The 23,097-nt window shown below is 63.5% G+C and carries 22 protein-coding genes and 1 pseudogene; 4 read left to right on the top strand and 19 right to left on the bottom strand.

Translation table 11 applies throughout. The features are described 5' to 3' along the window. Positions 1–6: 6 nt before the first annotated feature. From NKJ78_RS13220 to NKJ78_RS13200, 5 genes are all read right to left on the bottom strand, one after another. Positions 7–1,278: a cysteine desulfurase-like protein gene (locus NKJ78_RS13220; protein WP_023738339.1), complete on the bottom strand. Its 1,272-nt coding sequence runs from the start codon at positions 1,276–1,278 to the stop codon at positions 7–9. A 45-nt stretch (positions 1,279–1,323) separates the two neighbouring features. Continuing rightward, complete coding sequence (locus NKJ78_RS13215; protein WP_023667812.1) at positions 1,324–1,998, bottom strand: amino acid ABC transporter permease; 675 nt, start codon at positions 1,996–1,998, stop codon at positions 1,324–1,326. Positions 1,999–2,148: 150 nt separating this feature from the next. Next, on the bottom strand, positions 2,149–2,946 hold the full coding sequence (locus NKJ78_RS13210) for an ABC transporter substrate-binding protein (protein ID WP_023682726.1): 798 nt from the start codon (positions 2,944–2,946) through the stop codon (positions 2,149–2,151). 76 nt (positions 2,947–3,022) lie between these two features. After that, the gene (locus NKJ78_RS13205; RefSeq protein ID WP_023667810.1) at positions 3,023–4,222 is read right to left on the bottom strand and encodes a pyridoxal phosphate-dependent aminotransferase; all 1,200 of its coding nucleotides are present in this window, start codon (positions 4,220–4,222) and stop codon (positions 3,023–3,025) included. A 155-nt stretch (positions 4,223–4,377) separates the two neighbouring features. Continuing rightward, the gene (locus NKJ78_RS13200; RefSeq protein ID WP_352460187.1) at positions 4,378–5,139 is read right to left on the bottom strand and encodes an HpcH/HpaI aldolase family protein; all 762 of its coding nucleotides are present in this window, start codon (positions 5,137–5,139) and stop codon (positions 4,378–4,380) included. Between the two features lie 124 nt (positions 5,140–5,263). On the opposite strand from NKJ78_RS13200, the gene NKJ78_RS13195 reads away from it, so the two are divergent. Next, entirely contained in the window at positions 5,264–6,355 is a 1,092-nt protein-coding gene (locus tag NKJ78_RS13195) for an LLM class flavin-dependent oxidoreductase (protein ID WP_352460204.1), read from the top strand. A gap of 23 nt (positions 6,356–6,378) precedes the next feature. Here the strand turns inward: NKJ78_RS13195 and NKJ78_RS13190 are convergent, their stop codons facing one another. The 14 genes and pseudogenes from NKJ78_RS13190 to NKJ78_RS13130 form a co-directional block, all read right to left on the bottom strand. Next, entirely contained in the window at positions 6,379–6,774 is a 396-nt protein-coding gene (locus NKJ78_RS13190; RefSeq protein WP_023667806.1) for a RidA family protein, read from the bottom strand. Positions 6,775–6,828: 54 nt separating this feature from the next. Next, positions 6,829–7,977, bottom strand: coding sequence for an acyl-CoA dehydrogenase family protein (locus NKJ78_RS13185; RefSeq protein WP_352460188.1), 1,149 nt, complete (start codon positions 7,975–7,977; stop codon positions 6,829–6,831). Then, positions 7,977–8,789, bottom strand: a complete 813-nt coding sequence (locus NKJ78_RS13180) for an enoyl-CoA hydratase family protein (protein WP_352460189.1) — start codon at positions 8,787–8,789, stop codon at positions 7,977–7,979. The genes NKJ78_RS13185 and NKJ78_RS13180 overlap by 1 nt, the downstream gene beginning before the upstream one ends. Further along, positions 8,786–9,256, bottom strand: a complete 471-nt coding sequence (locus tag NKJ78_RS13175) for a MarR family winged helix-turn-helix transcriptional regulator (protein ID WP_023667803.1) — start codon at positions 9,254–9,256, stop codon at positions 8,786–8,788. Before NKJ78_RS13175 ends, NKJ78_RS13180 begins: the two co-directional genes overlap by 4 nt. Continuing rightward, entirely contained in the window at positions 9,250–10,023 is a 774-nt protein-coding gene (locus tag NKJ78_RS13170) for an SDR family NAD(P)-dependent oxidoreductase (RefSeq protein ID WP_352460190.1), read from the bottom strand. The genes NKJ78_RS13175 and NKJ78_RS13170 overlap by 7 nt, the downstream gene beginning before the upstream one ends. After that, positions 10,020–12,314: a bifunctional salicylyl-CoA 5-hydroxylase/oxidoreductase gene (locus tag NKJ78_RS13165; RefSeq protein WP_352460191.1), complete on the bottom strand. Its 2,295-nt coding sequence runs from the start codon at positions 12,312–12,314 to the stop codon at positions 10,020–10,022. The genes NKJ78_RS13170 and NKJ78_RS13165 overlap by 4 nt, the downstream gene beginning before the upstream one ends. Before the next feature lie 139 nt (positions 12,315–12,453). Next, positions 12,454–13,053: a VOC family protein gene (locus NKJ78_RS13160; RefSeq protein ID WP_352562471.1), complete on the bottom strand. Its 600-nt coding sequence runs from the start codon at positions 13,051–13,053 to the stop codon at positions 12,454–12,456. A 77-nt stretch (positions 13,054–13,130) separates the two neighbouring features. Next, positions 13,131–13,961 (bottom strand): ATP-binding cassette domain-containing protein, encoded by an 831-nt coding sequence (locus NKJ78_RS13155; protein ID WP_023738333.1) that lies wholly within the window; start codon positions 13,959–13,961, stop codon positions 13,131–13,133. Continuing rightward, positions 13,954–14,832 carry an ABC transporter ATP-binding protein gene (locus NKJ78_RS13150; protein WP_023686914.1) on the bottom strand — a complete coding sequence of 293 codons (879 nt, stop codon included), beginning with the start codon at positions 14,830–14,832 and terminating at the stop codon, positions 13,954–13,956. Before NKJ78_RS13150 ends, NKJ78_RS13155 begins: the two co-directional genes overlap by 8 nt. Continuing rightward, a complete protein-coding gene (locus NKJ78_RS13145) occupies positions 14,829–15,677 on the bottom strand; it encodes an ABC transporter permease (protein WP_023738332.1) in 849 nt (282 codons plus the stop codon). The genes NKJ78_RS13150 and NKJ78_RS13145 overlap by 4 nt, the downstream gene beginning before the upstream one ends. Then, entirely contained in the window at positions 15,670–16,677 is a 1,008-nt protein-coding gene (locus NKJ78_RS13140) for an ABC transporter permease (protein ID WP_023699867.1), read from the bottom strand. The genes NKJ78_RS13145 and NKJ78_RS13140 overlap by 8 nt, the downstream gene beginning before the upstream one ends. Before the next feature lie 42 nt (positions 16,678–16,719). Further along, positions 16,720–16,832, bottom strand: a pseudogene (locus NKJ78_RS30810) (endonuclease domain-containing protein); the annotation flags it as partial. 33 nt (positions 16,833–16,865) lie between these two features. After that, complete coding sequence (locus NKJ78_RS13135; protein ID WP_023686913.1) at positions 16,866–18,395, bottom strand: ABC transporter substrate-binding protein; 1,530 nt, start codon at positions 18,393–18,395, stop codon at positions 16,866–16,868. 112 nt (positions 18,396–18,507) lie between these two features. Continuing rightward, the gene (locus NKJ78_RS13130; RefSeq protein ID WP_023699869.1) at positions 18,508–20,082 is read right to left on the bottom strand and encodes a phytoene desaturase family protein; all 1,575 of its coding nucleotides are present in this window, start codon (positions 20,080–20,082) and stop codon (positions 18,508–18,510) included. 119 nt (positions 20,083–20,201) lie between these two features. Here NKJ78_RS13130 and NKJ78_RS13125 point away from each other — a divergent pair, with 119 nt between their 5' ends. Genes NKJ78_RS13125 through NKJ78_RS13115 form a run of 3 tightly spaced genes read left to right on the top strand, consistent with a single transcriptional unit; the run spans position 20,202 to position 23,063 of the window. Continuing rightward, the gene (locus tag NKJ78_RS13125) at positions 20,202–20,993 is read left to right on the top strand and encodes a cyclase family protein (RefSeq protein ID WP_023708108.1); all 792 of its coding nucleotides are present in this window, start codon (positions 20,202–20,204) and stop codon (positions 20,991–20,993) included. 16 nt (positions 20,994–21,009) lie between these two features. After that, entirely contained in the window at positions 21,010–22,581 is a 1,572-nt protein-coding gene (locus tag NKJ78_RS13120) for a phytoene desaturase family protein (RefSeq protein WP_023699870.1), read from the top strand. Further along, the gene (locus tag NKJ78_RS13115) at positions 22,581–23,063 is read left to right on the top strand and encodes a MarR family winged helix-turn-helix transcriptional regulator (protein ID WP_023667791.1); all 483 of its coding nucleotides are present in this window, start codon (positions 22,581–22,583) and stop codon (positions 23,061–23,063) included. The genes NKJ78_RS13120 and NKJ78_RS13115 overlap by 1 nt, the downstream gene beginning before the upstream one ends. The last annotated feature ends 34 nt before the right edge of the window (positions 23,064–23,097 follow it).

Below are 23,097 nucleotides of genomic sequence, written 5' to 3'. Positions count from 1 at the left end.
ATCGAGCTAAGACAGCTTGGCGATGACGGCGCGCAGGGCTTCGCCGAAACGCCTGACCTCGTCGACCGTGTTGTAATGAACCAGCGAGGCGCGGATGGCGCCGCTGTCCATCGACAGGTTGAGACGCTTCATCAGCCGGGGCGCATACATATGGCCGTCGCGGATGCCGATCTGCATGTCAGCCATTTCCTCGACGATCCGCTGCGGCGACAGCTTGCCGATGTTGAAGCAGAATGTCGGCACGCGTTCGTTGATGCGGGCTTCCTCGGCGACGCCGTAGATCGTGGCATTGCATCCCTTGAGCACGGCGAGCATCTCGCGCGCCAGGAGCATTTCATAGTCGCGGATGGCGCCCATGCCGGCAACGATGTTGTCGCGCCGCGAGCGGTTGTTGGAGGGCGCCAGATTGCGGCCGATCAGTTCCAGGTACTGCACCGCGGCATCCATGCCTGAGACGTTCTCGTAGATGAAGGTGCCGGCCTCGACCTTGTAAGGCGGCTCGTCGGGGATGAAATCCTCGCGGAAGGTCGGCAGCCGCTTCAGCGTTTCGAAGCGGCCCCACAGAAAGCCCATATGCGGCGAGAAATTCTTGTAGCCGGAGCAGACGAGATAATCGCAGTCCCAGGCCTGCACGTCGATCAGCCCGTGCGGTCCGTAATGCACGCAGTCAAGGAACACTTCGGCGCCGGCCGCATGCGCGATCGCGGCCACCGAAGCGACGTCGACGATCGAGCCGATCGAATGCGCGGTCACCGTGCAGGCGACGAGACGGGTGCGATCGGAAACCAGCGGCTTGAGGTCGTCGACATGCAGGTTGCCGTCCTCGCGCATGCGCCACCATTTGAACTTGGCTCCGGCGGGCTCCAGCGCCAGCCACGTGGCGATGTTGGCGTCGTGGTCCATATCGGTGATGACGATCTCGTCGCGCTCTGTGTCCTTGGCCAGCATCTGGCTGATGCCGAGGCTGACCAGGCGAATGAACGAGGTGGCGTTCATGCCGAAGCAGATTTCCGACGGACTGTAGGCGTTGATCAGCAAGGCCACGCTCGTCCGAGCATCCGCAACCGATTGGTCGACCGTGACCGAGCGCCCATAGCGACCACCACGCTGCACATTGTGCGAGACCAGGTGATTGGTCACCGCGTCGAGCACGCTCTGCGGGATCTGCGCGCCGGCGGCGTTGTCCATGAAGATGAAATCACCGGCGCGCTGCAAGGCCGGAAACATGGCGCGGATGGTGTCGACCGGAAAGCCGCCGGCGGCTTGGGAATTGCTCAACTGTATCTCCTGCGAATGGCTTGGGAAGCGGGACGGTTGATGAGGTCAGCGCGTCTTCTCGGTCTTGAAGCGGTCTTCGAGCAGGCTGACGAGGCGGACCATGGGCCAGAGGAAGATGAGATAGACCAAAGCGGCGCCGATCAGCGGCGAGGGATTGGCATAGAGCGATTGCGCGTTGGTCGCTTCCTTCAACAGTTCAGGCAGCGCAACGGTGGAAGCGAGCGACGTGTCCTTGAACATCGAGACGCAATTGCTGGTCATCGGCGGGATGACGACTCGGATCGCCTGCGGCAGCACCACCTTGCGCAAGGTCAAAAGGAAAGGCAGGCCGAGCGCCTGTGCTGCCTCGAATTGGCCTTTCGGAATGCTCTCAATGCCGGAGCGGAACACTTCTGCTGAATAGGCCGACATGATGATGGCGAACGCCGTCACGGCGGAGGCCCAGGACGACAGACGGATGCCGAGGAAGGGCAGCGCATAATAGATCAGGATCAGCACCACCAGCACCGGCAGGGCCCGGAAGATGTCGGTGTAGCCGACCGCCAGCCAGCGCAGCGGCTTCGGCGCATAGAGCCGCAACAGGCTGATCCCCAGGCCAATGGGAATGCCGATGCCGATACTCAAAATGCCGAGCAGCAGCGTGTTCAGGAAGCCACGCAACAGCGCCGGCAGGCTGGACATGATCACGTCAGGATTGAAGAAGGTGTCGATCAGCGACATGGGAGCGTTCCCGAACCCCAGAGCAAAGGATGCTCAAGTTAAAACCAATCGACCTTGCCTCCGATGAGGCTATCCGTGTGGCAGCAGGCGCCGGAGCGTGAAATGAATCGTGCCGGCCTGGGAGCCGGCACGATTTAAGTGCATTGCCGGTCAGGCCTTGGGCAGCGGCATTTCCTTGACCGTCGAGGAATCGGCTGGCGCGTCGCTGCCGAACCACTTCTTGTGGATCGCGGCCAGCGTTCCGTCCTTCTTCATCGCGGTCAGCGCGTCGTTCAGCTTGCCGAGCAGCGGATGGTCCTTGCTCATCATCAGGCCGTACTGTTCGCCGGTCTTGATGCGCTGCTTGACCTTCAGGTCCTTCATCTTGGTGAAGGAGTATTCCATGCCCGGAATATCGCTGACGGCGGCGTCCACGCGGCCCGCGCTGAGGTCGAGCAGAAGATTCTGCTGCGTGTCATAGCCCTTCACGTCGCTGTAGCCGTCAGCCTCCTGATGCGCCTTGACCCAGGTCTCGCCGGTCGAGCCTGAAAGCACGCCGACGATCTTGCCCTTGAGGTCGGCCTCGGTGTTAACAGCGCTATCGGTCTTCGTCGCAATGCCCATGTCGGAGTCATAATAGGGCTGGGTGAAGGACAGCGTTTTCAGTCGCTCCGGCGTGATGGTGATCGAGGAGATCGCGACATCGATGCGGTTGGAACTGACAGCCGCGAACAGCGCCTGGAAGCCGAGGTCGGCAATGTCGGTGGTCATGCCGGCACGCTTGGCCGCTTCGTTGACGATGTCGACTTCAAAGCCCTCGAAAGTGCCGCTCTCGTTCTTGTATTCGAAGGGCGGATTGGTCGGGTAGGCGCCGACATTGAGCACATCGGCGGCAAAGGCGGTGGCCGGGCCGGCAGCGATGCCGATCGTGGCGGCGAGAAGAAGCAGGTTGCGACGAGTGAAGCTCATTTTGTGTTCCCTCTGGTTGTGATCGGGCGGGTTTGCTCCCGCACGGTTTGTTGCCGTCCCACCTCCCAGCGGGGCGTCAATTCATGGCGGCGACCATGCGCTCGAGCGCGGTCGCTATCTGGTCGCGTTCACGGCACACGCACATCCGCAGGAAGGCCGCTGCCGAATTTCCAAAGAGGTGGCCGGGAGCCAGCCCGACGCGCGCCGTCTCCAGTATCCTGGCGCAGGCCTGCCGGGCGTCGCTTTCGCCGTCCATGGCAAAGAAGGCATACATGCCTCCGCGCGGTTTCGTCGGCAGGATGATGCCGGGAATCTGGGCCAGTCTGTCATAGGCAAGGTCGAGGCCGGTTTTGATCCGCTGCCTGATCTCCTCGACCAGCGGCTCGCCTTGGCGGATGGCGGCGACAGCGCCTGCCTGGATAGGCGCGGCGGTGCCGCTGTTGATGTACTGCGTCATGGCGCCAAGCTGGTCGGCCACCCCCGACGGATGCGTCAGCCAGCCGATGCGCCAGCCGGTCATCGCCCACGCCTTCGAAAAACTGTTGACCGACAGCACCCGGTCGCCATCCTCGGCGATCTGCAGGATGGAAGGAGCAACATTGCCGTCGAAATAGAGCCGGCCATAGACCTCGTCGGAGATGATCCAGATGCCGGTGCGCCGACTGAAGTCGAGCAGCGCCTGCATCTCCTCGCGCGACGCGGTCCAGCCGGTCGGGTTGGACGGCGTCGACAGGAAGATCGCGCGTGTGCGCGCATCGCAAGTGGCGAACAGCCGGTCGAGATCGAGATGCCAGTCGCCCTTGAAGTCGAGCGAAAACGGCCTTGGCTCGCCGCCGATCAGATGGATGGCGTTGTGGATGTTGGGCCATTGCGGCGCGACATAGACGACGTTGCTGCCGGTATCGACCAGCAGTTCCAGCGCCAGGTACAGCGCCTGCATGCCGCCGGGCGTGACCGTGGTGCGCGCAATCGGGATCGTCCGCCCGTGAATGCGCGTTTGGTATTCCGACAGCGCCTCGTTCAGTAGGGGGTGCCCACGCATGTTAGGGACGTAGAACGTCTGGCCTTCATCGAAGGCGGCCTTCGCCGCGTCGCGGATGAAAGCGGGCGTCACCATGTCGCCTTCGCCGTACCAGAGCGCGATCACGTCGCCCAGTTCTCGGGCGCGCACGGCAAGGTTGGCAATGTTTTCGGTGTGCAGGTCACGGATCTGGGCACGTACGCCGTCGAAAGCATAACGCGCGCTGGACGATGACTGGGGCAGTATGAACGACAAGGACTGAAACCCCTCCCACCCGGAGCACCGCGACGGACTGCCCGGCAAGCCCCACCGGCACGACAGTCGCCATCGAGTTTGGATGCTATCCAATGTGCTGCGCTTTTCAAGGAAAAAGTTTTAAGCTTAAAAAGTTCTTGCCCGATCCCGCCCGTCTACCGCAGCTCGGCGCGCGCAGCGGTGCAGTTGGCCGCAGCGCCGGCGCCAAGAAACATCGTATCGCTGGCCAGCACGAAGAAGCTCGCGCCGATAGCGGCCCACTGGCTGATCGTCTGTGGGCTGGCGCAAAATATGCCCGATGTCCTGCCATGCGCGACGGTCGCGCGGATGATCCTTGTGATCGCCTCATTGAGCTTGTCCACGCCTTTCGGCCCGATCGCATCGATCGACACGGAGAGATCGCCGGGGCCGACGAAGACCACATCGATACCGTCTATGGCCGCGATCGCCTCGATGTTGGCCAGCCCCTCCGATGTCTCGACCTGGACCGCGACGACCACCCTGTCATTGGCCGCGGCCAGATATTCGGGAATGCGATAGCCATAGCCGGCCGCGCGGCCAGGCCCGACGCCGCGCTCGCCCAGCGGCGGATAGCGCGAGGCTTTCACCGCCGCCTCGGCCTGAGCAGCGGTCGAGACGCGCGGCACGAGCACGCCTTGTGCGCCGCTGTCGAGCGCCGCCTGGATAGCTTCCGGCGCATGACCGAGAACACGCACCATGGCCGGCACGCGATGCACGTCGGCCGCGCGCACCATGGTTTCGATCGTGTCGCGCGCGATCTGGGCATGTTCCCAGTCGATGCAGACGAAGTCGAGGCCGGTGAGCGCCATCACTTCGACGGCGACGGGATGGGGAATAGCGGCGAAGGAGCCGACGAGATTGGTCTTGCCGATGCACTTCTGACGGAACGCGCTCATATCCATCCCCCTTTTTTCCCCTCCGAATTTGATATCCGCAATCGGCGGCGAGGCGAAGCTATTTCAGGCTTGAAATATTTTTGCGCGGCCCTAGCGTGTCGGTCTCCCGCCACGAGTTCCCATGATGATCAAAACGCATCCCCTGCACGGCCCGAACAAACTGAAGCTGGGCGTCTTCTCGACCAATGCCGATGGCGGTCTGGCCATCACCGATGTGCCGGAACGCTGGACGGCAAGCTGGCAGGACAATCTGACGGCGGCGCAGATCGCCGACCGCGCCGGGCTGGAATTTATGCTGCCGATCGCGCGCTGGCGTGGCTTTGGCGGCCGCAACAAGGTGCGCGAATGGTCGTTCGAGACCTTCACCTGGGCGGCAGCCCTGGCGGTGGCCACCGAGCAGATCGGCCTGTTCATGACCGTGCATGTGCCGCTGGTGCATCCGCTCTATGCCGCCAAGGCGCTGGCAACTGTCGACCATATAAGCCATGGCCGCGCCGGTCTCAACATCGTCTGCGGTTGGAACCCGAAGGAATTCGGCATGTTCGGCACGCCTTTGGTTGAGAAGGGCTACGACCAGGCCGCCGAATGGATCGAAATCCTGGAAAAGCTTTACGCCTCGGACCAGCCTCTGGACTACGAGGGCACCTACTATCGCCTCAAGGAGGCGGTGAGCCGGCCGGCCAGTGTGCAGCAGCCGCGTCCGGTGACCATGAATGCGGCTTTCGGTGGCCCGGGCCGCGATTTCGCCGCCGCCCGATGCGATTATCTGTTCACGACCTTTTCGGAAATGAGCGATGCCGGCAAGCATGTCGCCGACATCAGCGAGCGGGCCGACAAGGTTGGCCGCAACGTTGGCGTCTACACGGTGGCGCATGTCGTCTGCCGTCCAACCATGGAAGAGGCGCAGGCCTACTACACGCGCTATGCCGTCGATCTGGCCGACCACGATGCGGTCGGTGCACATATGGCCGGCAAGAAGGAGTTCTCGCAGTCGCATGACCCGCATGCCTATGACCGCTACCGGCAGCGCTTCGCCGGCGGCGCCGGCACCTACCCGCTGGTTGGAACGCCAGAGACGATTGCCGCCGAGATGGCGGCAATCGCCGGGCATGGCTACCAGGGCATCGCGCTATCCTTCGTCAACTACACCCAGGAACTGCCCTATTTCTGCGACCACGTATTGCCGCTGCTGAAGCGGGCGGGGCTGCGCTGCTGATCAATCAGGGAATAACGAATTCGTTAATCCGGAATAACGGCGGTGGCCTGAATCTCGATTTTGGCGCGATCTTCCACCAGCGCTACCACCTGCATGGCGGCCATCGCCGGAAAATGCCGGCCGATCACCTCGCGATAGGCTTCGCCGATACCCTTGAGGTTGCCGAGATATTCGGCCTTGTCGGTGAAATACCAGGTCATCGCGGTGATGTGGCGTGGCTCCGCGCCGGCTTCCGCCAGCACGGCGACGATGTTTTGCAGCGTCTGCCGCACCTGGCCGGCGAAATCGTCGGTCTCGAACTGGCACTGCCCGTTCCAGCCGACCTGTCCGCCCACGAAGACGAGCCTGCCGCGCGCAGCAATGCCGTTGGCGTAGCCGACCGGTTTCGCCCAGCCCTCCGGCTGCAGGATCTCATGCATTTTCAAGCCTCCCGGTATTCTTAAAACCAAATCTCAAAATCAAATACGTCGCTGTCAGGCCGCGCCCATCACCTGCCGTGCGATCACCACCTTCTGCACATCGGATGCGCCCTCGTAGATGCGTAGCGCGCGGATCTCGCGATAGAGGCTCTCGACGATATGGCCCTTGCGGACGCCGTCCCCCCCATGCAGCTGCACAGCCTTGTCGATCACCTCTTGCGCCTTGTCGGTGGCGAACAGCTTGGCCATCGCCGCCTCGCGGGTGACACGAGCCGCGCCCATGTCCTTGGTCCAGGCAGCGCGGTAGACCAGCAGCGCTGCGGCATCGATGTCCAGCGCCATGTCGGCGATATGGCCTTGCACCATCTGCAGCTCTCCCATCGGAGCGCCGAAAAGTTTGCGCTCGGCCACCCTGCTGATGCTTTCGTCCAGCGCCCGGCGGGCAAAGCCGAGTGCCGCCGCGCCGACCGTGGAGCGGAACACGTCAAGCACCGACATGGCGATGCGGAAGCCGTCTCCCGGTTTGCCGATCAGCGCCGAGGCCGGCACCCGGACCTGATCGAAGGAAAGCCGCGCCAGCGGATGCGGCGCGATCACTTCAAGGCGCTCGGCAATGCCAAGCCCCTTGGTATCAGCGGGTATGAGAAAGGCGGAAAGTCCCTTGGCACCCGGTGCCTCGGCGGTGCGGGCAAAGACGACGTAGAGATCGGCAATGCCGCCATTGGAAATCCAGGTCTTCTCGCCGCTGAGGATATAGAAGTCGCCATCGCGGCTCGCCATCATTTCGGTGTTGGCGACATCCGACCCGGAGCGTGGCTCCGAAAGCGCGAAGGCGGAAATCGTCTTGCCGGCCCTGGTCTTTGCCAGCCATTGCTGCTGGTCGGGCGTGCCGAACAGGCTGAGCGCGCCGGTGCCGAGCCCCTGCATGGCGAAGGCGAAGTCGGCCAGCCCGTCATGGCGCGCCAGCGTCTCGCGCGTGATGCACAAGGTGCGGACATCGAGCGGTCCCGGATTGTCGGTATCGAGCGCCGTCGGCTTCAACCAGCCGTCGCGGCCAAGTTTCGCCACCAGCTCGCGGCAGGCGGCATCGACGTCATGGTGATCGACGGGCAGGTTCCTGGCGCACCAGGCATCAAGGCGTTCGGCGAGTTCGCGATGCCGGTCTTCGAAAAACGGCCAGTTGAGGAAACTCTTGTCAGCCATCAATTGCCCTCGAACACCGGTTTCTCCTTGGCGAGGAAGGCCTTGTAGGCGCGCTCGAAGTCACGCGTCTGCATGCAGATCGCCTGCGCCTGCGCTTCCGCTTCGATCGCCTGGTCGAGGCCCATCGACCATTCCTGGTTGAGCTGCGTCTTGGTGATGCCGTGCGCGAAGGTCGGACCCGAGACGATGCGCGCCGCCATCTCGAGCGCGTCGGCCTCGAGCACTGCGGCATCGACCAGCCTGTTGTAGAAGCCCCAGCGCTCGCCTTCCGCTGCCGTCATCGTGCGGCCGGTGTAGAGCAATTCGGCGGCACGGCCCTGGCCGATGATGCGCGGCAGGATCGCGCAGGCGCCCATGTCGCAGCCGGCAAGGCCGACGCGGGTGAACAGGAAAGCGGTCTTGGCCTCCGGCGTGGCGATGCGGATGTCGGCGCTCATGGCGATGATGGCGCCGGCGCCGACCGCGACCCCGTCGACCGCCGCGATGATCGGCTTGCCGCAATTGAGCATCGCCTTGACGAAATCGCCGGTCATGCGGGTGAAGGCGAGCAACTCCTTCATGTCCATATTGACCAAGGGGCCGATAATGTCGTGGACATCGCCGCCCGAGCAGAAATTGCCGCCATTGGGCAGGAACACCACGGCGTCGACGTCGTCGGCATAGACGAGATCGCGGAACGTGTCGCGCAGTTCCGCATAGCTGTCGAAGGTCAGCGGATTCTTGCGCTCCGGCCGGTCGAGCCGCACCCTGGCGATCCTGCCTTCGACTTCCCAAAGGAAGTGCTTCGGCTTGAGGCCGGCCATCGAACTCATTCGCGTCCCTCCCAGTTGCTGCGGAACGAGGTCAGCATGCCGGTCAGCCGGCGCGCATCCTCCTCGCTGACCTTGGCCAGCAATTCTCCGATCCAACCCTCATGCGCCGCGGCCATTGCGGCAAAAGATTTGGAACCCTCGTCGGTCAGTCGCACCATGGATGTGCGGCGATCGCCATTGCGGCGCGCGCGCGCGACCACCCCTTCCGAAACCAGCCGGTCGACGATGCCGGTGACATTGCCGTTGGATACCAGCAGGAAGCGCGACAGATCGCTCATCAGCATGCCTTCCGGCGCGCGGTAGAGGGCGGCCATGACGTCGAAACGCGGCAGCGTCGTATCGAATTCCTTCTTCAGGCGCTCGCGCAGCTCCGCTTCGATCGTGCGCGAGGCGCGCAGCAGCCTGATCCAGAGACGCAGCCGGTCCTTGCCGGGTCCCGACGGCGCGGGCAATGGGCCGGCTACCATGTTTCGCCTCCTGAGATCGAAATTGCTTGTCCGGTAATCGACGCAGCCGCATCGCCGCACAGCCAGAGCACCGCCGCGGCAACTTCCTGCGGCTGGATGAAACGGCCTTGCGGGTTGGTCGAGGCAAGGCTCGCCCGCGCCTGCTCGACTGAGCGGCCGGTCTTTTCGACGACGCGCTGAATGGACTCCTCCAGCATGCCGGTCTCTACGAAGCCCGGGCAAACGGCGTTGACGGTCACGCCGGATTTCGCCGTCTCGGCGGCCAGCGCCCGCATCAGCCCGACGACGCCGTGCTTGGCCGCCACATAGGGTGCGACATAGGCGTAGCCTTTCAGCCCTGCGGTCGAGGCGACGAAGACGATCCGGCCCGCCTTGCGTGCGGCCATGCCGGCCAGCGCCGGCTTCACCGTCAGGAAGGCGCCGGTCAGATTGACGTCGAGCGTCCGCTGCCAGTCGGCAAGCGAGGTCCTGTGCGCCGGCGTGCTGCCGGCCATGCCGGCATTGGCGACGACGATTTCGAACGGGCCGCGCACGGCTTCCGCTTGCGCGTAGAGCGAAATCATCGCCGCCTCGTCGGTGACATCGGCTGACATGGCGTGGATGCGGTCGTTCTCGCCGGCCAACTTGGCAAGCTCGGCCTCGCGCCGCCCGCATATGGTCACCTCGATACCGGCTTCGGCCAGCACGAGTGCGATGACCCGGCCGACGCCGGAGCCGCCGCCGGTGACCAAAGCATGCTTGCCGGGGATCGCCGAGGCCGTCGTCATACTTTCAACCCCGCCGCCGCATCGCGCTCGGCCAGCCGGTAGATCTGGTCGCGTCCGGGCAGATAGGGATCCGGCCATTTGACACCACGATCACCGAGCGTCACGGCCGCATGCAGCGTCCAGTAGGGATCGGCGAGATGCGGCCGTGCCAGGGCCACCAGGTCGGCGCGGCCTGCCATCAGGATCGAATTGACATGGTCCGGCTCATAGATGTTGCCGACCGCCATCGTCGCCATGCCGACCTCGTTGCGGATGCGGTCCGAGAATGGTGTCTGGAACATGCGGCCATAGACAGGCTTGGCGGCAATCGAGGTCTGACCTGCCGAGACGTCGCAGATGTCGACGCCGGCTTCGTGCAGCATGCGCGCGATCTCCACCGCATCGGCCGGCGTCACACCCTCGATGCCGACCCAATCATTGGCCGAAATGCGCACCGAAATCGGCTTTCGCGCCGGCCAGGCGGCGCGCACCGCATGGAAGACTTCCAGGGGATAGCGCATGCGATTTTCCAGCGAACCGCCATACTCATCCGTGCGCTGGTTGGTGACCGGCGTGATGAAGGACGACAGGAGATAGCCGTGCGCGGCGTGGATCTCCAGCATGTCGAAGCCGCAACGATCGGCCATTTCGGTGGAGGCCACGAACTGGTCGCGCACCAAATCCATATCGGCGCGGTCCATGGCTTTCGGCACCTGGTTTTGCGGCGACCATGCAATCGCCGAGGCCGCCATGACCGGCCAATTGCCCGAGGAGAGCGGCACGTCGGTGCCCTCCCAGCCGACACGGGTCGAGCCCTTGGCCCCGGAATGCCCGATCTGGGCGCAGATTTTAGCCTCGGTCTCGGTGTGGACGAAATCGACCAGCCGCTTCCACGCCACCTCATGTTCGGACGCATAGAAGCCGGGACAACCGGGCGTGATGCGTCCTTCCGGGCTGACGCAGGTCATCTCGATATAGACAAGCCCGGCGCCGCCCTTCGCACGCTCGGCATAGTGGGCGAAATGCCAGTCGGTCGGGCAGCCGTCGACGGCCTTGTACTGCGCCATCGGCGAAACGACGACCCGGTTGTTGAGCTGCATGTCGCGCAGCTTGAACGGCGCGAACATCGGCGCCCGGCGCTGCCTGTTGCCGCCTGCCCCCGCCTGGCGCTGGAACCATTCCTCGGCGCTTTCAAGCCATTTGGCATCGCGCAGCCGCAAATTCTCGTGGCTGATGCGCTGCGAGCGGGTCAGCAGCGAATAATTGAACTGCACCGGATCAAGGCCGAGATAGCGCTCGACCTCCTCGAACCACTCCAGCGAATTGCGCGCCGCCGACTGCAGCTTCAGCACCTCGGTGCGGCGCGCATCCTCATACTTGCGGAAGGCGGCGTCGAGGTCCGGTTCGGTTTTGACATATTCGGCCAGCGCCACCGCGCTTTCCAATGCGAGCTTGGTGCCGGAGCCGATCGAGAAATGTGCCGAGGCCGCCGCGTCGCCCATCAGAGCCAGGTTCTTGTAGGACCAGCGTTCGCACAGCACGCGCGGGAAATTGATCCAGGCCGAACCTCTGATGTGATTGGCATTGGTCATCAGCGCGTGGCCGCCGAGATGTTTCTCAAAGATGCGCTCGCAGACGGCGATGGATTCCTGCTGCGACATGGCGCCGAAGCCGAAGGCAGCCCAGGTCTGTTCGCTGCACTCGACAATGAAGGTCGCTGTCTCGCTGTCGAATTGATAGGCGTGCGCCCACACCCAGCCATGCTCGGTCTTCTCGAAGATGAAGGTGAAGGCGTCGTCGAATTTCTGGTTGGTGCCGAGCCAGACGAATTTGCATTTGCGGGTGTCGATGTCGGGCTTGAAGACTTCGACGAAGGTGTTGCGCGCCCTTGAGTTCAGCCCATCGGCGGCGACGACCAGATCATGCGTCTCCATATAGGGCTGAGGGTCGGCGATATCGCTCTCGAACATCAGCCTCACGCCAAGTTCGCGCGCGCGTCGCTGCAGCAGGACCAGAAGCCGCTTGCGGCCGATGCCACAGAAACCGTGGCCCGACGAGACCGTGCGCACGCCGTCATGGATGACGGCGATGTCGTCCCAATAGGCGAAATGCTTCTTGATCCAGACAGCGCTGACCGGGTCGTTTTTGGCAAGGTTGTCGAGTGTTTCGGCCGACAGCACGACGCCCCAGCCGAACGTATCGTCGGCGCGATTGCGCTCGAACACCGTGATCTCGTGGGCGGCGTCCCGCAGCTTCATTGAAATGGCAAAGTAGAGGCCGGCTGGTCCGCCACCGAGAACCGCAACCTTCATCCGTGCGATCTCCTCTTCGCTTGCTGCATATTAAGTATCGCGCCGGAGACAAAATATTTCAAGCTTAAAGTTTCATGTTGGAACGATTGCTGGACACGGGTGGCGCGCCTGCGGGCTGGCCCCGCAAGCGCTCTGGAAATCACTTGTCCGGGTTCTTCGGGCTCCACAGCACAGTCTCGGCACCCTTCTCATAGGCCATCCCATCGGGATAGCTGATCGCCTCCAGCTGCAATCCCCATGGCGCCTGGAAATAGAGGATGGTCTGGCCGGCCGCCGGACCTTCCTTGACCGGCAGCGGACCCATCCGCGTCTTCACCCCCTTGCTGTCGAGATAGGCTTTCGCCGCGGCGACATCATCGACATACATGGCAATGTGGAAGCCGCCGATATCGCTGTTCTTCGGAGTCAAATCCTTCTGGTCAGGCGCGGTGTACTTGAACAGCTCGATGTTCGATCCATAACCGCAACGCACCATGGTGACCTGCTCGATGACAGCCTTCGGATCGACGCCCATAAGATCCTGCATGAAGGTGCCCTTGTCATCGGCGAACGGACCGAACGACATCGCCTTCTTGCAGCCGACGACTTCGGTGAAGAAGTCGACTGCCTGCTTCATGTCGGGCACCGTGATGCCGGTGTGGTCGTGGCCGCGCATGCCGGGGATCGCATCGGCCGAAGCCGTTCCCATCGAGCAGAACAGGATCGCGGCAAGCATCGTGCCGCGGGCTGCGTAATTCATATTACCCTCCGTTCGCGGGCTGATTTTGCCCTCATGCACGTCCGAAGCCCGCTGTTCGGCGTGGTGGGTGAACAGTCCTATGCCGGCGCTTTCGTTGCTGGCCGCAACCAGTCCGCGTCGATCTCAGGCAGTGGGATGGCGGCAAGCAGGTCGCGCGTGTAGGTCTCCCTGGGGTTGTCGAACAGCGCATCGGTGGCGCTCGCCTCGACGATCCTGCCCTCGCGCATGACGATCACTTGTTGGCACAGCCGCCGGATGACCGACAGGTCGTGGCTGATGAAGGCGACCGTCAGCCCCATCTCCGCGGCCAGTCTCTCCAAAAGGGTGAGGATCTGCGCCTGCGTCGATACGTCGAGGCCGGAGACGATCTCGTCGGCCAGCACGAATTTCGGCGAAAGCGCCAACGCGCGCGCAATTCCGACGCGCTGGCGCTGCCCGCCCGACAGTTCATGACGATAGCGACTAGCGAAGCTTTGCGGCAGGCCGACGCGATGCAATGCCTCGGCGACGCGTTCCTTGAGCCTGTCGCCAAGCCCATTCTGCTTGAGCGGCGCGGCAATGATGCCGGCGATGGTGCGACGCGGGTTGAGCGACGACATCGGATCCTGGAAGATCATCTGCAGGTGGCGGCGCAGAGGTCGCAGCTCGGCATCCGGCAGATGGGCGATATCGCGGCCCTCGAAATGGATGCTGCCGACGCTCGGCTCCAGAAGTCTGACAAGCGTGCGGCCGAGCGTCGATTTTCCGGACCCGGATTCACCGACGATGCCGGTCACCAAGCCCCTCGGCAAATCGAAATCCAGGCCTCTCAAAATCTCGGCCAGCGGCGCGCGCCCGATCAGCGGCTTGCGGGTCATGTCGGCTAGCGCCACCTTCAGCCCGCGCACGGAAAACAGCGGCTCAACCATGCGGCCCTCTCCACGCCTGGTCGGAGGCGGCGATCTCCGCAGCGAGTCCTGCCAGCACCGTCTCATCCACCGGCTTCAGCGAGGCAAAGGGATCCGTGTAGCGCGGCGTAGCGGCCATCAATGCCCGCGTATAGGGATGCTCAGGCGCGGCGAAGAGAGCGGCTGTGTCAGCCTCTTCCACCACCTTGCCGGCGTAGAGCACAGACACTTGCTGGCTGATCTTTGCAACGACGCCGAGATCGTGGGTGACGAACAGGATCGCGGTGCCATGCTCGCGCTGCAGCTCGGCGATCAGTCGCAGGATCTGCTTTTGCACGGTAACGTCGAGCGCGGTTGTCGGCTCGTCGGCCACGATCAGCCGTGGCTCGGCGGCGAAGGCGGCGGCGATCAGCACGCGCTGGCGCATGCCGCCGGACAGCTCGTGCGGATAGCATTTCAGCACCCGGTCGGGATCGCGGATCTGCACCTCATCCAGCAATTGCCGGATACGCTTGTCCGCCTTGTCACCGTTCCAGCCGAGAATGCGCACCAGCCGGTCAGTCATCTGCGGACCGATGCGGCGCGACGGGTTGAGCGCAGTCAACGGATCTTGCGGGATCAGCGCGGTGCGAGCGCCGATCAGCGTGCGCCTTGCCTTGGGCTGCAGCCTGCCGAGGTCTTCGCCTTCGAGCTGCATGGCGCCTTCGACGATGCGCACGCTTGACGGCAGCACACCGAGCACCGCCTTGCCGATCATCGTCTTGCCGGCGCCGCTCTCGCCAACAAGAGCACGCACCTCACCCGGCTGCACGGAGAGCGACACCGAGCGCAGCACGCGCTGGCCGTTCGGCAGCACGGCGCTCAGATTGGCAATATCCAGGCAAGCGCTCATCGCAGCACCGGATCGAAGCGTGTCTTCAGCGCCTCACCGAACTGGCTGAACGACAGCACGGTGAGGATCAGCGTTACAAGCGGAAACACCAGCACCCACCAGGCCTGATGGATCGACAGCCGGCCCTCGGCGATGATGCCGCCCCAGGTCGGATCGTCGGTCGAGATCGACAGATTGACGAAGGACAGGATGGACTCGACGATGACGGCGATGCCCATCTCCAGCGACAGCAGTGCCACGATCGACGGCACCACATTGGGCAGCACCTCGCGCAGCATGATGCCGATGCGGCCATAGCCGGCGATGCGGGCGTTCTCGACATAGTCCATGCGCGACTGGCCCATCGCTTCGGCGCGGATCACCCGGCAAAAGCGCGTCCAGTCGATTATGACGATGGCGAGGATGACGGAACTGAGGCCGGTGCCGAGCACCGCGACCAGCAGGATGGCGAACAGCACCGGCGGGAATGCCATCCAGACGTCGACGATGCGTGAAATGATGCGGTCGGCCCAGCCGCCGAAATAGCCGGCGACCAGTCCGAGCGTCGAGCCAACAAGGCAGGCGGCGATCGCCGCCGCGAAAGCGACGATGAAGGCGATACGGGCGCCGAAGATCAGCCGGGAGAGGAGATCGCGGCCGAGGCTGTCGGTGCCCAGCCAATAGCCTGATTCCGCACCACTCATCCAGAATGGCGGCAGCCGTTCCAGCATCAGGTCTTGCGCCAGCGGGTCCTGCGGTGCGACCAGCGGCGCGAAGATCGCGGCCAGCAGCGCCAGCAGCAGCCAGCCGCCGGCCAGCCACAGCCTCGGGCCCAGTCCGCGCCAGGCGATGCGTGCCTCATCCATGGCGCAGCCTCGGATTGAGCAGCGCGTACATCATGTCGACGCCAAGATTGATCAGCACGAACAGCAGCGCGAACACCAGCACGATGCCTTGGATCAGCGGCAGGTCGCGGTTGATGACGGCATCGATCGCCATGTTACCGAGCCCTTCGTAGGAAAACAGCCGCTCGACGATGACCGTGCCGCCGATGAGGAAGGTGAACTGGACGCCGACGAGAGTCAGTGTCGGCAAGGCAGCGTTCTTCAGCGCCTCGCGTAAGATAACCTGCGTTTCCGAAAACCCCTTCACCCGCGCCAGCACGACATAGTCGAGGTCCAGCACTTCCTTCAGCGACTGTTTCAGCAACTGCGCGATGATTGCGGCCAGCGGCAGCGCCAGCGCCACAGCCGGCATCAGCATGTGCTTCAGGAGATCCCAGGTCAGGTCGAGGCGCAGCCGAAGCAAGCTCTCGAAGAAATAGAACTGGGTGACGAAGGGCAGATCGAGCTGCGGCGACACGCGGCCGGAAATGTCGAAGATCGGCACCAGCACGCCAAACAAAAGGATCAGCACGAGGCCCCACAGGAAATCGGGAATGGAAAGGGCGGCACCGCTGGCGATATCGATGCCGGCTTCGACCGCCGTGCCACGTTCGCGGGCGCCGAGGATCGCCGTCGTGCCGCCGAGCCCAACCGCCATGATCAGCGCGACGATGGCGAGTTCCAGCGTTGCCGGCAAGCGGTTGAAGACGAGGCTGAGCACATCTTGCCTGAGCGAAATCGAGGTGCCGAAATCGCCCCTGACGACGCCGGACAGCCAGATGAAGAATTGCTGCACGATGGTCTTGTCGAGCCCGTAGAGTGCACGCAGCCGGTCGATGTCGGCATCTGTCGCACCGGGGGGCAGCATCATGGCGATCGGGTCACCAGGCGCGACGCGGATCACGACGAAGACGACGACAGCCACGCCGAACAGCGTGATCAGCATCGTCAGCAGACGGATCAGGAATCGTTGCAGGAGCATTCTGGTGTTGGCCCAGTGCGTTTCTAACGAAGAGCCCCCTCATTCGTCCGCTTCGCGGCCACCTTCTCCCCGAGGGGAGAAGAGGTCACGGACAGCTGAGCTGGTCTCTTCTCCCCAGCGGGGAGAAGGTGGCCCGAAGGGCCGGATGAGGGGGCCGCTCAGCGAAGGGTGGCGCCCACAAGCCGATATCAGGCCGGGGTCATCAGCGCCGGCAGCAGCGCGCCGGACACATGCTGCACCACGTTGACGCCCTTGGCATGCACGATAGGTTGCGCATACTGAATCAGCGGCAGCACATAGGCCTGCTCGGCGATATACTTGTCGACAGCCTTCCAGCCGGCGATGCGCTTGGCCTCGTCCTTCTCGCCCCAGAGCGGATTGATCATGTCGATCAGATCCTGGCTGTCCCACACCGAGTGCGGGCTCGGCCCATACATGGCAAAACCCGTCGACGTCGTCGGGTCGCCGATGGCGTTGCCCCAATTGTAGAAGGCGGCCGGCGCCAGCTTGTCGGCGGCGCGCAGTTCATAGTGCTTGGCGATCTCGTAGACCTCGATCGTCGCCTCGATGCCGACCTTACGCCACATGCCGACGATTGCCTGGATCATCTCATAATCCTTGGGCTTGAAGCCCTTGGTCGTCTGGATGGTGAACTTGACCGGTTTTTCCGGCGAATAGCCGGAAGCCGCGAGCAGCTCCTTGGCCTTTTCCGGATTGTGCTCGACCTTGATCGAGGCGTCGAAGGCCGTGTACTCCGGGGTCTCCAGCGTAGCGATCGGTTGGCCATAGCCGCGCAGCAGCCGCTTGACCAGAAGCTCCTTGTCCACAGCCATGACGGCGGCCTGGCGGACGTTCTTGTCCAGCATCGCTTCGATGTCGTTGAAGAAGATCATGCCGATGTCGGAAACGGGCTTGCACGAGCCGGCAAGCCCGTCCTTGGCGATTAGCCGGTCATACTCTTCATAGGGGACCTCCAGCGTCACCTGCGAGGAACCGGATTCGATTTCGGCAACGCGGCTCGCCGCATCAGTGACGAACTTGATCGTCACATTCTCGAAGGCCGGCTTGTCGCCCCAATAGTGCGGGTTGGCCTTCAGTCGGAGGAAAGCATTTCGCTCGAATTTTTCCACCATGTAAGGGCCGGTGCCGATCGGCGCCTTCTCGAAACCTTCGGCGCCGACCTTCTCATAATAGGCCTTCGGCAGGATGTAGCCGGTCAGGAACGACATCCATTTAAAGTAGACCGGATCGAACTGCACGACGTCGCCGGTGATCTTGTTGCCGTCGATCTTGAAATTGTTGACGTTCTTCCAGACGAACTGGATCGGATTGCCGGTCTTTTCGTCGCCCGCCCGCTGCAGCGACCAGACCACGTCCTCGGGCGTGAAGGGCGAGCCGTCATGCCAGGTCACGCCTTCGCGCACCGTCATCGTCACCTTGGTGCGATCCTCGTTCCAGCCCCATTCGGTGAGCAGGCCAGGCGCAAAGGACAGGTCCGGCTTTTGCGGAATGAACTGGTCGAACACCGACTGGTAGAGGCCCTGGATCGTCGGGTTGACGGCCGAGGGTCCGGTGGTCGGATCCCAGGACGGCAGGTTGACGTTATAGGCGATGGTCAGCTCGCCCGCTGCCGCCTTGGCGATCTCAGGCAGGCCGATCGCCGCCACCCCAAGTGCCGCGGCACTGTATCCCAGCAATTCTCGTCTGTTGATTGTCATGGTCGTTCCCCTTGTTGGTTTTGTTGTCTTTGCGCGGCACTATCAGTTTATCGATCCGGGCTTCGTGGGCAGCAGCGCCTTGCCTCTCGTCGCCTTCATGAAATCTTGCGAGCTACCTCCCGCCAAGCTGTTGCGCGAGCATGAAGCCGGAGGCCGCGCCGGTGCCGGCGCCGGGCCATGTCGCGGCGCCTATGAGATGCAGATTGCCGACCGGCGTGTTCCAGCCGGCATAACCGCGCGCCGGGCGGAACAGGAAATTCTGTGCCAGATGATGGCTGCCGCAGACCTGGTCGCCACCGACGAGATTGGGGTTCTCACGCCCGAGGTCGATTGGCGAGAACACTGCACGGCCGAGGATTTTCGGGCGCAGTCCGGGTGCGTATATCTCGATGATGTCGAGCACGCGCTCGGCGTAGGCATCCTTGACCTGATCCCAATGCGCGGGCGCGATCCTGCCTGCCGCATCGCCCAGGATTTCGGCAGGCAGCATGCGCACCTGCACCCACAGCACATGCTTGCCCTGAGGCGCGCGCGACGGATCGATCGCGGTCGGCTGGCCGACGACCAGCACCGGTTCGTCCGGCAGCATGCCCGCCATCGCCTGCTGATAGGTGCGCGACATCGCGTCGAGCGACGGCGACAGATGCACATAAGCGAACTGCCGAAGCTCCGCGCCGGCGCGCCAATCGGGCAGGTCGTCGAGCGCCAGATGGATCATCATCGTGCCCGGCGCGTGCCTGAATTTCTGCATCGCCGTGTCGAAGCCGGCGTCGCCGGAACCGTTGGGCAGCAACTTGCCGGTCAGCGCCCTGGGCGCGACGCCGGCAATCACTGCCTTGGTGGCCGTATGTGTCTCACCTGAAGCGAGTCGCACGCCCGATGCCTTGCCGCCGGCAACGGTGATCTCGGCAACTTCCGCCCCGGTGACGATCGTGCCGCCCGCCGAGGTGACCATACCTGCCAGCGCCCGGATGATCGTGTCGGCGCCGCCCTTGCCTAGCACCATGCCAAAGCTCTGGTTGGCGATCGATTCCAGATAGGGGAACACGGCGCCGCCGGCGATGTCGGGTGCGAAATCGAGATGCATGCCCCAGGTGGCAAGCGTTGCCCGCACATAAGGCGACTCGAAGGTCTCCTCCAGCCAGGCGCGAGGTGACGACAGCAAAAGCCGGCCGGTATCGAGCGCGCCTGACATGCCCTTCTTGCGCCACAGGTTCCAGGCGGTGCCGGCAAGCGCGCGGGCACTCATCGGCGATCCCAGCAGCCGGAACAGATGCTCGGCCTCAGCAGGAAAGGCGGCAACGAGCTTGCGCCACGTCGCGGCATCGGCGGCGGAGAACGCGGCCAGCCGCGTGGCAGTCCTTTCCAAGTCATTGCTGACGCCGAACCAGCGTCCGTCCGGAAAGGCGCTGGCGAAACAGTCGGCGACCGGCGCGAACTCAAGACCCTGCGCTTTCAATTCATTTGCATATTTCCGGTGGAAGGCGGAGCCGGCAAACAGGCTCAGATTCATTGCACCGAAATCGTGCCGGAACCCTGGGAGGGTGTATTCGTGGGTCTGGACGGCACCGCCGATTGCTGCGCTGCGCTCGAAAATCCCGGTTTTCCAGCCTTTCAGCGCCAGATGCGCGGCGCATGCCAGACTGTTGTGGCCCGCCCCGACAAAGATGGCGTCGAACTCGCTCACGCCCCGTTCCCATTTCCTTTATGCTTAAAGATAATTGCAGATGCATATGTTTTCGTCTAGTAGGATATTAAGGGCCGAGACGAGCCTTGATCTTCACCAGAAAGAGGGAACTTCAGACCATGGACACGCAAAAACTCCTCGGCGAAGTCGCCGGCCAGCTGCTTTCAGGCGCCATCAGGGTGGTCGACCTCTCTGCGCAACTCGGACCCGACACGCCTCTTATCAAGCTGCCGCCGGAGCTTGCCGTCGACACGCCAAAGGTCGAGATCCATAACATCTCCCGTTATGACAAGAACGGCCCGTGGTGGGCATGGAACTGGCTGAAGCTTGGGGAGCATTCGGGCACGCATTTCGATGCGCCGCAGCATTGGATCAGCGGCAAGGACTATCCGGACGGCGCCACCGACACCATTCCGGCGCAGAATTTCATTGGTCCGGTCAATGTCATCGACTGCTCGAAGGAAGCCGCCGCTGACCACGACTTCCTGCTCACCGTCGACCACATCAAGGCGTGGGAAGCCAAGCATGGCGCCATCAACGCCGGGGAGTGGGTGGTGATGCGCACCGACTGGTATAAGCGCAATGGCTCGGAAGCCGAATTCCTCAACGCCAACGAAACCGGCCCACATACGCCAGGTCCGACAGCCGAAGCCATCCAGTTCCTGATCAGCAAGGATATCAAGGGCTGGGGCTCAGAGACGATCGGCACCGATGCCGGCAAGGCAGGCGGGATGGAGCCGCCATTTCCAGCCCACACGCTGATGCACAAGGCGAACCGCTATGGCCTCGCCAGCCTCTGCAACCTCGACCAGTTGCCTCCAAAGGGCGCCATCCTGATCGCCGCACCGCTCAAGATCGAGCATGGCACCGGCAGCCCTATCCGCGCGCTGGCGCTTGTATCCAACGGCTAGGTGAAAGCACGCCAAGGTGAGCCAGCCGGATCACATCATCGTTGGCAGCGGCATCAACGCGCTGGTCTGCGCGGCGATGCTCGGCGGCAAAGGGGCGCGTGTGCTCGTCCTCGAGCGCAATGACCGCATCGGCGGCTGCGTGCGTACCGAGGAGATCACCGCTCCCGGCTTTATCCATGACGTGATGGCAACCACCTTCGTGCTGTTCATCACCTCGCCGGCTTTTGCGGCGTTGGGCGGCGATCTCGCCAGGCACGGGCTGGAATTCTGCCACACCGGCACGCCAACTGGCGTGCTGCGGCCGGACGGCAGTCATGCAGTGCTCACCACCAACCGCGCCGCCAATGTCGCGGCAATCAATGCGATTGCCGCCGACGATGGCGACCGGCATGCGGACGATGTCAGCGGCATCGAGCGCAATGCCGGCCTGTTGTTCGGCCTGCTCGGCGGCAGCCTGTGGTCCTATCCGACGGCGAAACTGCTGGCCGGCGATGCCTGGCGGCGCAGCCCACGCGGCCTTGCCGCCTTTCTCGGCGAAGCACTGGTGCCGGCGCGCAGCTGGCTGGAAAGCACCTATCGGTCCGAGACAATCCGCGCGCTGTGGGCGCCCTGGGTGCTGCACGCCGGGCTCGGACCGGAAGACGCCTTCTCAGGGCAGATCGCCAAGGTCATTGCCTTCGCGCTGGAAGCGGCCGGGGCGCCGATCGTCAAGGGTGGAGCGAAGACCCTGCTCACCGCCTTCGAAGCTCTGATAAGGGAACGTGGTGGCGACATCCGTACCGTCGCCGATGTCGCCTCGATCGTCCAGAGCGGTGGCCGCGCGACCGGCGTACGGCTCGCCTCGGGCGAAACGATTACAGCAAACAAGAGCGTCATCTGTTCGGTCACGCCGACGCAGCTTTACCACCGGTTGCTCGGCAGCGAGGCTCCCAAGGCCGATGTCGAAGCGACACAGAAATATCGCTACGGCAAAGGCAATTTCCAGATTCACTATGCGCTGAACAAGCCGCCGGCATGGCGCGGTGCTGGCCTGGACCAGGTGGCATTGTTGCACCTGACGCCGGGGCTCGATGGCGTCTCGAAAGCCTGCAACGAGGCGGCGCGCGGCATGCTGCCCGAAGTGCCGACCATCTGCGTCGGCCAGCCGCATGCGCTCGATCCGTCGCGCTGCCCGGAGGGCAAGGCGATCCTGTGGCTGCAACTGCCCGAGGCGCCCAGGCACATCAAGGGCGACGCCGCAGGCACGCTGCATGCACCGGCTGACGGACAATGGACCGAGGCGCTGCGTGAAGCCTACGCCGACCGCGTCGAAACCATTCTCGCCAGCCACATCGATGGCTTCAAGGGCAGCGTGATTGCGCGCCGCGCCTATTCACCGGCCGATCTCGAAGCGATGAACATCAATCTGGTCGGCGGCGACCCGTATGGCGGGTCGTCCACCATCGACCAGTCGTTCCTGTGGCGGCCGTTCAAGACCAGCCGCAACCATCAGACCGGCATCAAAAACCTCTATCACATCGGCGCCTCCACCCATCCGGGTGCAGGGCTCGGCGGCGGCTCCGGCTTTCTTCTGGCGGGCAGGCTGTGATGGAGCAGAAGGTCGCAGAAAAACGCCAGCGCATTTCGACGCTTGGCCAGATCGGCCTGCAGCAATTCGCGCCCTATCTGATGAACCGCATCATGGGGCGCTACAACGCCACCTTGCGCGACGATTTCCGCAAGCAGGGCCTGACCATTCCGCAGGTCCGCACGCTCGCCGTGCTGTCGGTCACCGACGGTGTCACCGTCAACGACCTCTCGGTCTACACCGTCATCGAGCAGTCGACCTTGAGCCGCACGCTCGACACGCTGGAAGGGCAAGGCTTCGTGCGGCGCGAGCAAGGCGTCACAGACAGCCGCATCCGCCATGTCTTCCTGACCGATGACGGCCGCGCCGAGTTCGCGCGCGCCTGGCCGGCAATGCATGACGCGTTCGAGGCGATGTTCGACGATGTCGACGACGCCGAATACGCGGCGCTGATCGCCACATTGCAGAAGATGCTGAAGAACATTCGCAAGCACGACATCTAGACGTTAGGCGCCGGCCGCACCGCCGGCAACGGAA

It is taken from the genome of Mesorhizobium sp. M0037 (assembly GCF_040323635.1).
In the GTDB taxonomy this organism is placed as follows: Bacteria; Pseudomonadota; Alphaproteobacteria; order Rhizobiales; family Rhizobiaceae; genus Mesorhizobium.
The sequence above is the reverse complement of the archived record's forward strand: the minus strand, read 5'-3'. Positions and strand labels throughout refer to the sequence as shown.

Excerpts from the sequence above, each read along its gene's own strand:
- NKJ78_RS13215 (WP_023667812.1), bottom strand. The coding sequence starts at position 1,998 with ATGTCGCTGATCGACACCTTCTTCAATCCTGACGTGATCATGTCCAGC.
- NKJ78_RS13210 (WP_023682726.1), bottom strand. The coding sequence starts at position 2,946 with ATGAGCTTCACTCGTCGCAACCTGCTTCTTCTCGCCGCCACGATCGGC.
- NKJ78_RS13200 (WP_352460187.1), bottom strand. The coding sequence starts at position 5,139 with ATGAGCGCGTTCCGTCAGAAGTGCATCGGCAAGACCAATCTCGTCGGC.
- NKJ78_RS13195 (WP_352460204.1), top strand. The coding sequence starts at position 5,264 with ATGATCAAAACGCATCCCCTGCACGGCCCGAACAAACTGAAGCTGGGC.
- NKJ78_RS13190 (WP_023667806.1), bottom strand. The coding sequence starts at position 6,774 with ATGCATGAGATCCTGCAGCCGGAGGGCTGGGCGAAACCGGTCGGCTAC.
- NKJ78_RS13185 (WP_352460188.1), bottom strand. The coding sequence starts at position 7,977 with ATGGCTGACAAGAGTTTCCTCAACTGGCCGTTTTTCGAAGACCGGCAT.
- NKJ78_RS13180 (WP_352460189.1), bottom strand. The coding sequence starts at position 8,789 with ATGAGTTCGATGGCCGGCCTCAAGCCGAAGCACTTCCTTTGGGAAGTC.
- NKJ78_RS13175 (WP_023667803.1), bottom strand. The coding sequence starts at position 9,256 with ATGGTAGCCGGCCCATTGCCCGCGCCGTCGGGACCCGGCAAGGACCGG.
- NKJ78_RS13170 (WP_352460190.1), bottom strand. The coding sequence starts at position 10,023 with ATGACGACGGCCTCGGCGATCCCCGGCAAGCATGCTTTGGTCACCGGC.
- NKJ78_RS13165 (WP_352460191.1), bottom strand. The coding sequence starts at position 12,314 with ATGAAGGTTGCGGTTCTCGGTGGCGGACCAGCCGGCCTCTACTTTGCC.
- NKJ78_RS13160 (WP_352562471.1), bottom strand. The coding sequence starts at position 13,053 with ATGAATTACGCAGCCCGCGGCACGATGCTTGCCGCGATCCTGTTCTGC.
- NKJ78_RS13155 (WP_023738333.1), bottom strand. The coding sequence starts at position 13,961 with ATGGTTGAGCCGCTGTTTTCCGTGCGCGGGCTGAAGGTGGCGCTAGCC.
- NKJ78_RS13150 (WP_023686914.1), bottom strand. The coding sequence starts at position 14,832 with ATGAGCGCTTGCCTGGATATTGCCAATCTGAGCGCCGTGCTGCCGAAC.
- NKJ78_RS13145 (WP_023738332.1), bottom strand. The coding sequence starts at position 15,677 with ATGGATGAGGCACGCATCGCCTGGCGCGGACTGGGCCCGAGGCTGTGG.
- NKJ78_RS13140 (WP_023699867.1), bottom strand. The coding sequence starts at position 16,677 with ATGCTCCTGCAACGATTCCTGATCCGTCTGCTGACGATGCTGATCACG.
- NKJ78_RS13135 (WP_023686913.1), bottom strand. The coding sequence starts at position 18,395 with ATGACAATCAACAGACGAGAATTGCTGGGATACAGTGCCGCGGCACTT.
- NKJ78_RS13125 (WP_023708108.1), top strand. The coding sequence starts at position 20,202 with ATGGACACGCAAAAACTCCTCGGCGAAGTCGCCGGCCAGCTGCTTTCA.
- NKJ78_RS13115 (WP_023667791.1), top strand. The coding sequence starts at position 22,581 with ATGGAGCAGAAGGTCGCAGAAAAACGCCAGCGCATTTCGACGCTTGGC.